This is a genomic window from Criblamydia sequanensis CRIB-18, from assembly GCF_000750955.1.
GTDB classification, from domain to species: domain Bacteria; phylum Chlamydiota; class Chlamydiia; order Chlamydiales; family Criblamydiaceae; genus Criblamydia; species Criblamydia sequanensis.
In genome coordinates this window covers 189,164-202,605 of sequence record NZ_CCEJ010000009.1, presented here as the reverse complement: position 1 = coordinate 202,605, position 13,442 = coordinate 189,164, and the positions used below count along the sequence as shown (strand labels likewise).

The window sequence follows — 13,442 nt, the reverse complement described above, 5'->3', positions numbered from 1 at the left end:
ATTAAAAAACTGGCGCCCCATATGTTCATCGATCGAGTCACCTTAGAAATTTCGGCAGGAAATGGAGGGAATGGCCTTGTCTCCTGGAGACGCGAAAAATACATTCCGAAAGGAGGACCTTGGGGAGGCAACGGGGGCCCAGGCGGTTCTGTTTTTATAGAAGCCGATGTTCAAATTCCTTCTCTTGATCCCTACCGCCATAAAAGGATCATTAGAGCTGAATCCGGAGGTTCAGGCGGACCTAACAACCGTCAAGGTAAGAAAGGGAAGGATCTTGTTTTAAAAGTGCCATGTGGAACTTTAATTAAAGACGCGGATACAGGCGATATCATTGCGGACCTAACCCACGATAAAGAACGTTTTGAACTTTGCAGAGGGGGAAAAGGGGGGCTTGGCAACTTCTTTTTTAGAACACCGACAAACCGCGCTCCAAACTACGCGACTCCGGGTAAAAAAGGCAGCATTAGAAAGGTCGAATTCGAGCTTAAATTAATTGCCGATGTCGGCTTAGTCGGTTTTCCAAATGCCGGCAAATCTACTCTTATGTCCTCTCTTGCTCATATTCGTGTTAAAACGGCGCCTTATCCTTTTACCACTTTAAAACCAAATATCGGCTTTATCACACTCGAAGATAATTCACGGATTTATCTTGCGGATATTCCAGGAATTATTGAAGGCGCTCATGAAAACCGGGGTCTTGGCATCGAGTTTTTAAGACACATTGAACGAACAAAACTTCTCATTATCCTGCTAGACGCCTCAGGTATTGATGGACGAACCCCTTTTGCCGACTACCAGGTTTTACAAAACGAACTCTCTTCTTATAATGAAGATCTTTCCAAAAGACCCGCTCTGATTGTTTTAAATAAGTGCGATACTGACGAATCCGTTGAGAATATCAGAGACTTTGTAAAAGAATTCTCCAAGGCCTATCCGGATAGAGAAGAAAAATTTCTTGTCATTTCTGCAGTTACAGGGGAAGGATTAGAGGCTCTTGTTTATGAAATCCGAGAAATTATAAAAAAAGAGATTTAGTATTAGCTAATTTCTCTTTTTTGCCCTTTTATTTTAAAATAATTATTAAATTGATATTAAATCATAAACTATGGTAAAATTTTAATTTAATAAATTATATTTATCATAATAAGAGGTTATCAACTTATGCAAGCTTCAGCTTTTGATTCTCCGCAAGAAGCCTACTTCGCATTAACGGCTCTTCCATTAGATCAACAACTTTCTCGAAATATGGGAAGTCTAAATGCCTTACCGAAAGAAATCATAACAATGATTTTTAATGAGGGCTCTTTTTCGGAATTAAATCAAACAAGATTGGTTTCTAAAACTTCTCGTCAAATAGTCGATCCAGAATTTAAGAAAGTAAGAAGTTTGGCCCTACAAAATTTTGAAATGATGCGTCCTCATATTTTTAAGCTTTTTGGCATGAAAAGTGCTATGGATCCCTACCACAGGACTAATTTCATTTTAGATAAAGAAGGAAACTTGGTGGCTCTGTCCGGCGCGGATGAGATCATGTTTGTTAAAGATGAAGAAGGCAATTTTAAACAATCAAAGGATTTTGTTCCAACAAATGACCATTCTACTTTAACCATCGACTGGTCAAAAGGATTTTATCGTTTTGACCAATCTGTAAAAATAGTTAAGATGCCGGAAAATGGGTTTGCCAAAAAAGTCGCAGAAGCTATGGCTTCACTAGCTTTCCCAATTTATGAAGGCGCTTATGCTTTGGCTCTTGCTAATAAAAGGCCTGATCAAAATTTCGTTGATTTTAGAAATGTTATTGTTGAAGTAGCAACAGAAGAGTTTAAAACAAGTAATGTTCTTAGAGTTGGCACCGAAAGACTTCATTCAATCAATAAATAATTTGATAACTAAAGAATTTCAAAACCTCGGGTATATTATTAACTCGGGGTTTTTTTGTTATTAAAAATTGTAAAGTTTGTTATGGTTTATATCTTAAAATGTTAGATTTGATATTACTAATTTAATAAACTTTTAATTTTTAATAATAGGTACAATAATGCAAGCTTCAGATCTTCCGCGCCAAACGGGTGAAGAGTACTTTGTAAGGACAGCTCAAAGCCAGCCTCTTACTGAGGATTTTGGAACCCTTAACGCACTCCCTAAAGAAATCATTTCCTCAATTTTTGATCGATTGACAGCTTCAGAGCTAAATTCTTTAAAATTGGTCTCCTCTCATTTCAAAAACATGGTGGATTCTGATAGAGAGGCCTTTCAAGTGAGAAGAGTTGCCATTCAAAATTTTAATAGTATTCTTCCCATTTCCGAGAAAATTTTTATTTCTCATCAATGCACCTCGCCTTGGTGGGACTTCTTTGTAACGACGCATTTTATCTTGGACGAAAAAGGAACCATAATAGCGTTTGAGGACAGAGATAAGTCTTTACATACTAAAGACGAGAACGGCTTTTTTAAGAAAGCCCAAGATTTTTCTCGAGATGTGTATGACGTTTTAGAATTGAAATGGGATCCGCACTATCCATCAAAATGCCCAGCTACAGTAATTGAAATGCCTGAAGGCGGGTTTGTCAAAAAAGTTGCTGAAGATATAGTATTTTTATCAAAAATTTTTTACACAGGCATTTTTGTACTGGCGTTTAAGGGTCCAGATCCGTTTAAGAGGTTTGTTCATTGGAGAGATGCTGTTGATCAAACAAAAATTCATAAAATAGACGAAATTTTTGCAGCCGGCATAAAAAAACTTAGAAAGAAGCAAATTTAATTTTTTAGGGTTTTAGGGCTCTTCCAAATCTCGGGTTTATTATTAACTCGGGGTTTTTTTTTAGGTTTGTTCTTAATTCCAAAAAGTATTGGGGAGAGTCTCGCCTGTCACACTATTAAAGTGGTAGAGGACATGGGAGCCGTCTTTTTTTTCGACATCAATTTCAAGGATCGGCATAAATATTTCTTTTATGCTTCGAATTTTTAGATTGGGTCCGAAAGCAGACTCTAAAGCAAAAGCGACTTCGCTTTTAGAGAAAGGGTGGCTGATAATTTGCGAGTGTTCATAAGGAAGCAACACAAAAGAGGGTAGGCCGATAGAGGTTGGGGTCTCGATTTTCGGGCTTTGCAGGTGGAGTTTTACATTCTGGCCCTGTACTAAAATAAGTTGTTTTTTTTGAGCGGTCTGAAGTAAGCTCTCAAAATTTTGATTTAAGCCCAATTGCCTTTTAAGAAGGTCTTTATTAAGAGACCCTTTCCCGGCGAGCGCTTTTATAAGGCGGAACTCATCTAAACTGGCCTGCGAGTTAATAGCATCTCTAAAACCGTGGGTCATCTCCAGGGGATTTAAATTTAAGATAAGCTCCCCTTGAAACGAATTCCAAATCCAATAGCCTTCTTTCGGACGGTCATCTTCCCCTTTATATTTGACTTCAAGCAGAAGCAAAGGAAGCATTTTTGTGACAGGAGCTTTTATTTTGGCGGTATTTTCCTGTATAAGTTCAGGTCTTGCGTTATTTAAAATTTGCTCTGTTGTAAAGCGAGGCTTAAGGGTCGTTAAATTCCCATTTTCGTAATAAAGTTGAAAACGTTCAAAAAAAAGATGGCTTTCTCTTTGGTAAAGAAAAAATCCACCTATTGAGAGCACAATGAGAAGAGCAAAAATTTTAAGAGGGTTCATAGCTAAATAAAGTTATCTTTAAATGAAAAGATCTAAACCCTTGTAACTTGTTTTACAAGTGGTTTAGATCACATATAGAGAAAATTCCTATTCTTTTACAGAAAGAAGAAATTCAATGTTATTATTTGTCTTTCTAAGACGGCTTAAAAGAAGGTTCATCGCATCCGCCGGAGCAAGGTCTGCCAAAACGCCGCGAAGGAGATAAACTTTTTCAAGCTCGCTTGGGTGGTAGAGGAATTCTTCTTTTCTTGTACCGCTCTTAATGACATCAATGGCCGGCCAAATACGTCTTTCGGCAAGTCTTCTTTCAAGCACAAGTTCCATGTTGCCTGTGCCTTTAAACTCTTCAAAGATAACCTCGTCCATTCGAGAGCCCGTTTCAATAAGGGCTGTTGCAATGATAGTAAGAGATCCGCCTTGCTCGATGTTTCTTGCAGCACCGAAGAAGCGTTTGGGTTTATGAAGGGCATTCGCATCAATACCGCCTGTCAGGATTTTACCGGAGTGGGGTTGAACGGTATTGTAAGCTCTTGCAAGTCTTGTGATAGAATCAAGTAAGATAACAACATCATGTCCATGCTCGACAAGCCTTCTTGCTTTTTCGATGGCCATTTCAGCAACCTGTACGTGGCGCTCCGGAGGTTCATCGAAAGTTGAAGAGATGACTTCTCCTCTGACCATTCTTTGCATGTCGGTCACTTCTTCCGGTCTCTCATCAATCAGGAGGACCATCAAAGTGACTTCTGGGTTATTTGTGGCAATGGCATTGGCCACATTTTGCATGATCATGGTTTTTCCGGATCTTGGCGGCGCCACAATCAAGGCTCTTTGGCCTTTACCGATAGGGGCTGCAAGGTCTAGAACACGAGTCGAAAGGTTTTCTTTCGTCGTTTCCATGACAAGACGCTGATTGGGATAAAGAGGCGTTAAGTTTTCAAATAAAATACGCTCTTTAGCTTTATCAGGGAGGGTTCCGTTAATTTTTTCGACTTTAAGAAGCGCAAAGTACTTCTCTTTTTCTTTAGGAGGTCGGATGGTTCCATAAACGGTATCCCCTTTTCTTAAATCGAAACGGCGTATTTGAGCCGGGGAAACATAAATGTCTTCAGCGGACGGCAAATAGTTGTAGTTTGGAGATCTAAGGAAGCCGAATCCATCCGGAAGGACTTCTAAAACTCCTTCTCCATAGAGAACTTCATTGGGGTTTTCTGAAATCGACTTTACAATTTCAAAAACCATTTGTGATTTAGTCATGGAGCCCAAATGCTGCAAGCCCATATTCTTTCCAAACTGGCTAAGCTCATCGATATTCATCCTTTGGATATCGGCGATCTTAGTCGTTTTTAAGGGGACTGGCGGTTCTACAATTGGGGTCTGTTGAGGAGGCGGCGGGATGTTAATTCGCTTCTGAGCCGGAGTACCAGGTCCTTTAGAGCGACCTTTTTCTTTTGATTCAGCTTCCCCCTCAGGGCTTGCGACTTCTTGTGCTATTTCTTCTCGTTCCATGGGGAATTTTAGCTCCTTTTGAAAAATTAAATGTTATGAAAACTACTAAAGATTGAAAGCAACACTTAGGTCCAAAAGTTATATGAATTGTAAGGTGTTGATAGATATCTTTATGTTTTCCCTTAATAGAATGATTGGTTTGTTGTAAATTTTTTGCGGTTTCTCTTCAAATTTCCCGATTTTCTTTGGTTTAAGAGACCAATTGATGGTAATAGAATTCAGCCGCTTTTTTTAACTCTTTTATAGATCCATTATTATAGATAGCAATATTCGCTCTTTTTGCTTTTTCCTGTTGCGGCAATTGATGTTTTGCACGAAGTTCATAGTCTCTTTCGTTGAACCCTTTAGCTAAAAATCGTCTCAAACAGAGGGTCTCATCGGCGATAACTGCAATTGTCGTATCAAAATCGGTTTCTTTTTTTGCTTCAAAAAGAAGCGGGATTTCTGCAACAAAAAGTGAAAAAGCTTGCTGAACGGCTTCCTGATATAACCTTTCCGTCTCCCTAAACACAGCTGGGTGAAGAAGCCCCTCCAATTGATCTAACAGTTTATAATCAGAGAAAACCTTGGAGGCAACTATTGACCTATCAATCCTGTCGTTTTTAACAATGTCAGGCCCTAAAAGATCGATAACCTGAAGTCCGAGGATTGTATTGGGAGATAATAACCGGTGAACAACCGTATCTGCGTTAATCGTTTCGGCGCCCAACTCTTTGAGATATTGACAGAAGGTTGATTTGCCTGAGGATATTCCGCCTGTTACGGCTATTTTCTTTAATTTTAACATTCTTTCCAATTTTTGCCAATTGAGACGTTTGCAACTAGTGGAATATCGAACAAATAAGCCGTTTCCATTTTATGTTTAATGACCTTCTCAAAAATTTCCAACTCTTCTTCCGGGACTTCGAAAATCAATTCATCATGAATTTGAAGGATCATGTAGCCCTTTAACCCAAGTTTTTTTAGTTCTTTTTGAATTTCAAGCATAGCCATTTTGATAAGATCGGCAGCTCCGCCTTGCAGAGGAGTATTAACGGCGAGCCTTTCGCCTAAAGCGCGAATTTGAGGGTTTCGGTTTTGAATTTCAGGAATGGCTCTTTCCCGTCCGGTAAAGGTGACAGCCTTTCCTTTTTTTCTAGCCTCTTCCTTGCAGGCTTCCAAAAATTCCCGGACTTTTGGGAAACGGTCGAAATAAGTCTGGATAAAGGACTTAGCTTGGTACTGGTCAATTTTTAGCACTTGGGATAACCCAAAAGGGCCTTGCCCATAAATAATACCGAAATTGACAGCCTTTGAAAATTCCCTCATTGATGAGGTCACTTCCTGAAGGGGAAGGTTGAAAACAGAGGCGGCTGTGGTTCTATGGATATCCTCACCTTGAATAAAAGCGGCTTTTAGAACGGGATCCTGGCTGAAGTGAGCTAAAAGTCTAAGCTCAATTTGAGAATAATCCAAAGATAGGAAACGCCAATTTTCCTTTTCAGGCTTGAAGGACTCTCTAATAATTAAGCCGGCTTCATTTCTTACGGGTATATTTTGCAAGTTCGGGTCTTGACTAGATAGCCTTCCTGTAGCTGCCACAAACTGATTAAAAGTGGTATGGATACGGTGTGTTTTTGGGTTGACTTCTTCAGGAAGCTTTTCAATATATGTAGACCTTAACTTTTCAAGGGTCCTATATTCAAGTAGCTTCTCTGCTATAGGATGCTCGTTTTTTAAGCTTTCCAATATCTCTGCGCTTGTTGAAAAACCGGTAGCTGTCTTCTTTGGAGGGTGAATTTTTAGTTTTTGAAATAAAACCTCCCCTAACTGTTTTGGTGAATTAAGATTAAATTCGACGCCCGCAATTTCAAAGATGACTTTTTTTAATTCTTCAATTTCACCAAGGACTTTTTCTTTCGCTTTTTCAAGCTTTTCGACATCAAGGTAAATCCCTTTAAACTCCATTTCTGCTAAGACGCCGAGAAGAGGAAGCTCAAGGGTTTCAAATAGGTCCTTAAGCCCTCTTTCTGTCAGTTCTTTTTCGAAAATGGCTTTTAGCTGGACGATATAATCGACAATTTCGCCATAATAATCCTTCACTTTTTCAATAGGCAAAGCCTGGGCGCCAATTTGTTTTTTTCCCTTGCCTGTCAAATCTTCTATAGTAGGTTTAGCTTTGCCGAAATACTTTAAGCAAAGAGCGTCAAGTAAATGCTGTCTTTCGTTAGAATTCAAAATGAAAGAGGCTAAGATGGTGTCAAAACAAATGTTTTTGGGCTCAATGCCATTATTTTTTAATACAAGAAGATCATGTTTTATATTGTGTCCAAATAAAGCGATGCCCGGATCTTCTAAAAGAGGTTTAAGAGGTGTTATTGCTTTTTGAAAGCCTAGGTTTCCGTTGAAGGGAAGGTAAAAAGCCTTATCCGGCTCAAAGCTAAACGCGATTCCAACTAAGGAGCCCATTAATGGGTGGGGATGAGTTGTGAGTGTGGCAATCGCAAAAGTTTTGGCTTCCCTTAATGTAGAAATAAGAGCGTCTAAATCTTCTTCGCTATCCACTAATTTGTAGGTTTTAGCCTCTCCTTTTTGCGAAACGCCTAGTTCTTTAATCAGACTATTAAAGTTCATGGACTTTAAAAACTCTAGAAGATCGCTTGATTGTTTGGACTTTATTTGAAAAAACTCCGGGTTTTTCGGGATATCAATGTCGAGATGAATTGAGACAAGCTGCTTGCTTAATTTAGCCATCTCTTTTTGTTCCTGGATAAGAAGTCCTTTCTTACCGGGTATGGCGCTTGCTTGATCTAAAAGGTTATCCAAAGAGCCGTATTGTTTTAAAAGATCGGCTGCGGTTTTTGGTCCGATTCCTGAAATTCCGGGAACGTTATCGGAAGCATCGCCTGTCATGGCGAGCCAATCTGAAATTAAGGAAGGAGGGACGCCAAAAGTTTCTTCAACCTCTTTTGGACCTAAGATGAAATTATCTTTATAAGTATTCAAGAGATTGATTTTATCGGTGACAAGCTGCGCCATATCCTTATCTGTCGTGCAAAGATAAACGCTTGGGTAATTCTTTTCTGCCCAAAGGGCGATATTTCCGATCGTGTCATCGGCTTCTACCCCTTCGATTGTAAGCAAAGGAATGCCCGATAACTGACAGAATTTTTTTGCCCAATCAATTTGATGCCCCAAATCTTCCGGCATTTTCTTTCGATGGGATTTGTATTCGGAGTAAAGGTTTTTTCTATTCTGCGTATTGTCCGGACCATCAAAGACAGCGACGATGTTTTCAGATTGAAAATCTTTGATCAATTTTAAAAGAGAGCGAATAAATCCAAACAATGCGTTCGTGGATTCGCCTTTTGTATTGGTCATCATGGCAATAGCATGATAAGCGCGATAAATATAGCCTGATGCATCTATAACAAAAAGAGGTTTTGAGTTCATGAATTCCTTAAATTAGCTTGAAAAGAAGCCTTAAGTAAAAGGCTCCTTTTGTAAAATTCGGGTGGTTATTTCGCATGCCAAAGATAGAGAAATTTACCATTTAATTCCTCAGGAAGCGCCTCGGGGATCACTATCTTATGAAGAGTTTCAGGTGTCATTAAAGCGCTTGTGCGGGCTTCAAAAAGTTTGCTAAACCAGTTTTCATCTTTCAATTTGATGACTTGATAATAGTCATCTTCAATAGAGAGTTTTTCAAGAAGGGCGCGTAGCGTTTTTTCACGTGACGAGTCCGCATCGTCAATAAAACCGATTTTTTGTGCGGTTGAAGCCGGGTAGATGTTGGCTCCATATTCTTCGACTAGGGCTTTTTTATTTATTTCCGGCCTTGATTTTACTACAAGATCTACAAATTGTGAATAAAAATAGGTGATGAGGTCTTTATAATTGTCTTCTTCTCCAGGTTTCCAGGGTCTTGTCGGGTTTAAAGCGTCTTTCCCTTTTCCGGAATAAAGAGTCAAGGACTGTACGCCTAATTTGTCAAGAAGCGAGGAAACGTTAAAAATGGAAGGAGATATGACCCCGATGCTGCCAATAATGCTTGCATCCGAAGCAAATATTTTATCTGCCGCGCAAGCAACATACATTCCGCCTGATGCGGACATCCCATCGACATAGGCATAAATCGGAACATTATACTTTGCCTTATATTGCATAAGGGCGCGGTAAATATCGTTCGCATCAGTAACTGTGCCCCCGGGTGTATTTATATAGAGCAAAATAGCTTTTACACGGTCGCCTTCAAGAGTGTCTTCCCGAGACTCTAAAAGTTGTCTTCTGACTGTGCTTCCATTCAATTCCCTTGTCCCAATGATACCGTCAATATCAATCTCTAGAATAACAGGCGCGGACGCTGATTTTGCTTTTCGAACGCCATTGGCATTGGCTACAATTTCCGGCGTAAATTTCTGCTCAATCTCGCTTGAATCGGTTGACTTGGCAAGGCCAAAGAGAAGCCCTAACACTAAAAAAGCAAAAAGAAAGCCTAGAGTTCCAAAAAAAACGTTGAAAAAGTTCTTAAAACTGTTGAAAATTCCCTGTTTCATAAGATTCCTTTGAGGGGTGAGATAGGTAAATAGTGTTGTTCTCGGGTTATTACCCTAACATTAAAAAAACAGTCGTTCTCAAGCCTTGTTGCTAACAAATTTGGTCAACTTGATGTTTACATGAAGATTAATGGATAGTGATGAAGTTGAACCTAAAAGCAAATGGGATGAAAAATAAAAACTATGATTTCCTATGCTAAAAAAGAAACTGATTTTTTGGATAGTCTAAAATCGTTCATCCTTTAATAATGCTTGAGACTCGAACTCTTGGAAAATCATCGAGATGAGATAATTAATAATTTAAAAAGCAATTTATTATTTTATAATGAATTTAAATTATATTTTATAATAAAATAAAAAAGAATTTACTCCGAGTATTATATAATGAACGAATTTCCGGGAAAGTCCCGCTTAAATCCTTTTTATGCTTCCATTAAAGAAAGAAGGGCCTTAACTCAAGAAGGCGCTCAAAAACTGACCCAGCATATTGTTTTAGATATAAGCGGCTCTGAAATCAATTATTCTGTCGGCGACTCAATTGGTGTTTTACCAACCAACCAGGAAGAGGTGGTTGACGCACTTTTAGCCTATGCTAAGCTAGAGGGAAAAGAAGAAGTCATCCACAAAAAAACAAGCGAGTGTCTGACCTTAAGAAAATACTTAACCCACCACGCCAATATAACCGATTTGACGAAGGGTCTTGTTAAAGAAGTTCATGAAAAATTGGAGGAATCCCCAAAAAAAGAGCGATTAGGCCAATTGCTTCATGAAAAAGCTCACGATGAGTTGAAACTTTTTTTGGAAACTTACCAAATCCTCGATTTTTTTGAAGAATTTTTAGAGGGCTCAAAATCTTATCTAACAAGTGACGCTTTGATTTCTTTTTTAAAGCCTCTTTTGCCTAGATTTTATTCTATTGCATCCTCAAGTCTTGTCCACCCTAAAGAAATTCACTTAACGGTGGTTCTTTTGAATTATGAAGTGAGAGGAAAACAAAAAAAGGGGGTCTGCACCTCGTTTCTTTGCGAGTCAACTTTGATTAATACGAAAATGGTGCCTATTTTTATTCAACCTTCCAATGGCTTTACTCTTCCTCAAGATCAAAATGCTCCACTTATTATGATCGGGCCGGGAACCGGAGTTGCCCCTTTCAGGGCCTTTTTAGAAGAGCGAAAAGCCACTGACGCAAGAGGCAAAAACTGGCTCATTTTTGGTGAACGAAATAGAAAGAATTCCTTTTTCTATGAAGATTTTTTTCTTCCTTTGCAAAACGAAGGATTTTTAGAGCTTGACTTAGCTTTTTCAAGGGATCAGCCGGAGAAAATTTATGTGCAGCACCGCATGAAAGAAAAAGGAAAAGAGCTATACAAATGGCTTCAAGACGGGGCTTTTTTTTATGTTTGCGGAGATGCTAAAAGAATGGCAAGGGATGTGGATGAAACCCTTCATGAGATTATTAGAGAAGAGGGTAACTTAACTCCCGAAGAATCAAAAGCCTACGTTAAAGAGCTGAAAAAGCAAAAAAGGTATCTAAGAGACGTTTATTAGCTTTTTTCTTCCGTTGAAACAATGCAAAGACACTGAACCCCTTCACCTTTTCCAAAACCTGTAAGGCCGCTTCCTGTTGTGAAGGCGATACCTATTTGATTAGGATTTATTTCTATGATTCTTGCAAGGTTGTCTCTAATTTCGCGAAGCCTTTCTTTAAAGCTTGGCCTTCTGCCTTCAAGTGAGAGAGAAATGTGGGTAATTTTTTGGTTTCCGAGAGTTCTGAGCACTTCTTTGAGGCTAGTTTCATTTTCATTGAAAGTCTCTTTACCCAATGATTTATCTTTCTCTTCGAAATAGGACATGCCTGTCAAAGTTGAAATGGCATTGCAAAGAGCTTGAAAAACAACATCCCCTTGTGAAGCAGCATCAAAGGCCGGAGTTTCAAGAAACTCAATTCCGCCAATTAAGCATTTTTTTTCGCTTTCTTCATTTTCAAATCGATAGCTTCCTTGACCAATACCTGTTCTATGCTTCACGATAAGACCTCGTTTTTCTTTTGCGCTATTTCATTTTAATTCTTAAACATTGGCTAAATTCGATGGTATAATTTGTTTTGCTTTTTGAATAGAGCAATTTTAAGCGAATCCTTCGTTAAGATTCTTCATATTTTTATTGAAAGAAACCTTTATTTTAGTGTAGTTTCCCTGATGGAAAGGCTTTAAAAGTGTTTCTAACTATTTCTTAAGGTAATATCAGTTAATTGGACATTCATATGGAAGCACTCAAAATCAAGGGCGGCACACCGCTTCAGGGAAAACTTAAAGCTCAAGGCGCTAAAAATGCTACTAACAAATTGCTTGTGGCTTCGCTACTCTCTGATAAACCCTGCCGATTCTACAATGTTCCCAACATTGGCGAAATTGAGATAACAGTCGCTATGTGCCAAGAAATCGGTATGCAAGTTTCTTGGGATAGGGAAGCTAAAGTGATGGAAGTGGTCACAAAAGAATTAACAACCTCCTATATTCCCCAGCGTTTTTCAGGGGCTAATAGAATCCCTATTTTAATGATTGGAGCCCTTCTTGGCAGAACCGATCAAGACATCATAGTTCCTGTGACAGGCGGCGATTGCATCGGAAAGCGTCCCGTCGATTTTCATTTAGATGCCCTTCGTAAATTAGGCGCCAACATTGAATTTCGTGAAATGAAACGCCTTGGCGCTTATTTTGCTCAAGCCCACTCAGGACTTAAAGGAACTGTAATCACTTTGCCATACCCGTCTGTCATGGCTACTGAGAATACTATTTTAGCCTCCGTTACGGCAAGAGGCGTTACTGAAATTAAAAATGCGGCCATGGAGCCTGAAATTGTAGATTTGATTCTTTTTTTACAAAAATTGGGCGCTCACATCACGCTAGATGTGGATCGAACGATCAGAATTCAAGGGACAAGACGCTTTTATGAAGTTGAGCATCATATTATTCCTGATAGAATAGAAGTGGCCTCTTGGGGCATGGCAGCTATTGCTTCAAAGGGGCGGATCTTCATCGAAGATGCCAAGCATAGCGATATGATCACTTTCTTAAATAAAATGAGAGAGGTAGGCGGCGGGTTTTCAGTTCACTCAAATGGCATTGAATTTTTCTACGATGGCCCTTTGCAAGGCGGCCTCCACTTGGAAACGGATGTTCATCCAGGCTTTATGACAGATTGGCAACAGCCTTTTGTCGTTCTTTTAACTCAAGCTATGGGGTCCTCGGTAGTTCATGAGACTGTTTACGAAAACCGTTTCGGCTACACAGAAGTCTTAAAGGAAATGGGCGCTGATATCACGCAGTTTAGACAGTGCCTTGGCGGTAAGCAATGCCGTTTTGCTTCTCAAAGCTTTCCGCATAGCATTATTGTTAAGGGACCTACAGCCCTTAATGCAAAAGAAATAGCTGTGCCTGATTTAAGAGCCGGGTTTGCTTATATCATGGCCGCATTAATCGCAGAGGGAACAAGCACTATTTTAGGCCTTCCTTATCTGGATAGAGGTTATGAAAATCTAGTTGAAAAACTTATTGATTTAGGCGCAGATGCCGAAAGAGTTGAGCTCGATGATAGACCCGAGGAAATTGTCTACCCCCAAGCTTCAAGACCGATTGCGGCTTTAACTGTCTCTGCTTAAAACACTCATAATTGTTTAATCCAAAAGCCCCTTTAAGGGGCTTTTTAAACATCCTAAAAATCTTCTAAAGAAAAAATCT

Annotated in this window: 11 protein-coding genes; 5 read left to right on the top strand and 6 right to left on the bottom strand. The window is 39.3% G+C overall.

What is annotated here, in order from left to right:
- Positions 1–21: 21 nt before the first annotated feature.
- The 3 genes from obgE (at position 22) to CSEC_RS10040 (ending at position 2,761) form a co-directional block, all read left to right on the top strand.
- On the top strand, positions 22–1,035 hold the full coding sequence (obgE, locus tag CSEC_RS10050) for a GTPase ObgE (RefSeq protein ID WP_041018322.1): 1,014 nt from the start codon (positions 22–24) through the stop codon (positions 1,033–1,035).
- Between the two features lie 126 nt (positions 1,036–1,161).
- Positions 1,162–1,881 carry an F-box protein gene (locus CSEC_RS10045; RefSeq protein ID WP_041018321.1) on the top strand — a complete coding sequence of 240 codons (720 nt, stop codon included), beginning with the start codon at positions 1,162–1,164 and terminating at the stop codon, positions 1,879–1,881.
- Between the two features lie 157 nt (positions 1,882–2,038).
- A complete protein-coding gene (locus CSEC_RS10040; RefSeq protein ID WP_041018320.1) occupies positions 2,039–2,761 on the top strand; it encodes an F-box protein in 723 nt (240 codons plus the stop codon).
- A 72-nt stretch (positions 2,762–2,833) separates the two neighbouring features.
- Here the strand turns inward: CSEC_RS10040 and CSEC_RS10035 are convergent, their stop codons facing one another.
- From CSEC_RS10035 to CSEC_RS10015, 5 genes are all read right to left on the bottom strand, one after another.
- Positions 2,834–3,661, bottom strand: a complete 828-nt coding sequence (locus CSEC_RS10035) for a hypothetical protein (protein ID WP_041018319.1) — start codon at positions 3,659–3,661, stop codon at positions 2,834–2,836.
- Positions 3,662–3,748: 87 nt separating this feature from the next.
- Complete coding sequence (gene rho / locus CSEC_RS10030; protein ID WP_053331990.1) at positions 3,749–5,167, bottom strand: transcription termination factor Rho; 1,419 nt, start codon at positions 5,165–5,167, stop codon at positions 3,749–3,751.
- A gap of 190 nt (positions 5,168–5,357) precedes the next feature.
- Positions 5,358–5,954 carry a dephospho-CoA kinase gene (gene coaE, locus CSEC_RS10025; protein ID WP_041018318.1) on the bottom strand — a complete coding sequence of 199 codons (597 nt, stop codon included), beginning with the start codon at positions 5,952–5,954 and terminating at the stop codon, positions 5,358–5,360.
- Entirely contained in the window at positions 5,948–8,599 is a 2,652-nt protein-coding gene (polA, locus tag CSEC_RS10020) for a DNA polymerase I (RefSeq protein ID WP_041018317.1), read from the bottom strand. Before polA ends, coaE begins: the two co-directional genes overlap by 7 nt.
- Before the next feature lie 65 nt (positions 8,600–8,664).
- The gene (locus CSEC_RS10015; protein WP_041018316.1) at positions 8,665–9,702 is read right to left on the bottom strand and encodes a S49 family peptidase; all 1,038 of its coding nucleotides are present in this window, start codon (positions 9,700–9,702) and stop codon (positions 8,665–8,667) included.
- 384 nt (positions 9,703–10,086) lie between these two features.
- Between CSEC_RS10015 and CSEC_RS10010 the strand changes: the two genes are divergently transcribed.
- Positions 10,087–11,250 carry a diflavin oxidoreductase gene (locus tag CSEC_RS10010; RefSeq protein WP_041018315.1) on the top strand — a complete coding sequence of 388 codons (1,164 nt, stop codon included), beginning with the start codon at positions 10,087–10,089 and terminating at the stop codon, positions 11,248–11,250.
- On the opposite strand, the gene CSEC_RS10005 is transcribed toward CSEC_RS10010, so the two are convergent.
- Entirely contained in the window at positions 11,247–11,729 is a 483-nt protein-coding gene (locus CSEC_RS10005) for a 2-C-methyl-D-erythritol 2,4-cyclodiphosphate synthase (protein WP_053331989.1), read from the bottom strand. The two genes, CSEC_RS10010 and CSEC_RS10005, sit on opposite strands and share 4 nt — an antisense overlap.
- A gap of 236 nt (positions 11,730–11,965) precedes the next feature.
- On the opposite strand from CSEC_RS10005, the gene murA reads away from it, so the two are divergent.
- Positions 11,966–13,363 carry a UDP-N-acetylglucosamine 1-carboxyvinyltransferase gene (murA, locus tag CSEC_RS10000; protein ID WP_041018313.1) on the top strand — a complete coding sequence of 466 codons (1,398 nt, stop codon included), beginning with the start codon at positions 11,966–11,968 and terminating at the stop codon, positions 13,361–13,363.
- The last annotated feature ends 79 nt before the right edge of the window (positions 13,364–13,442 follow it).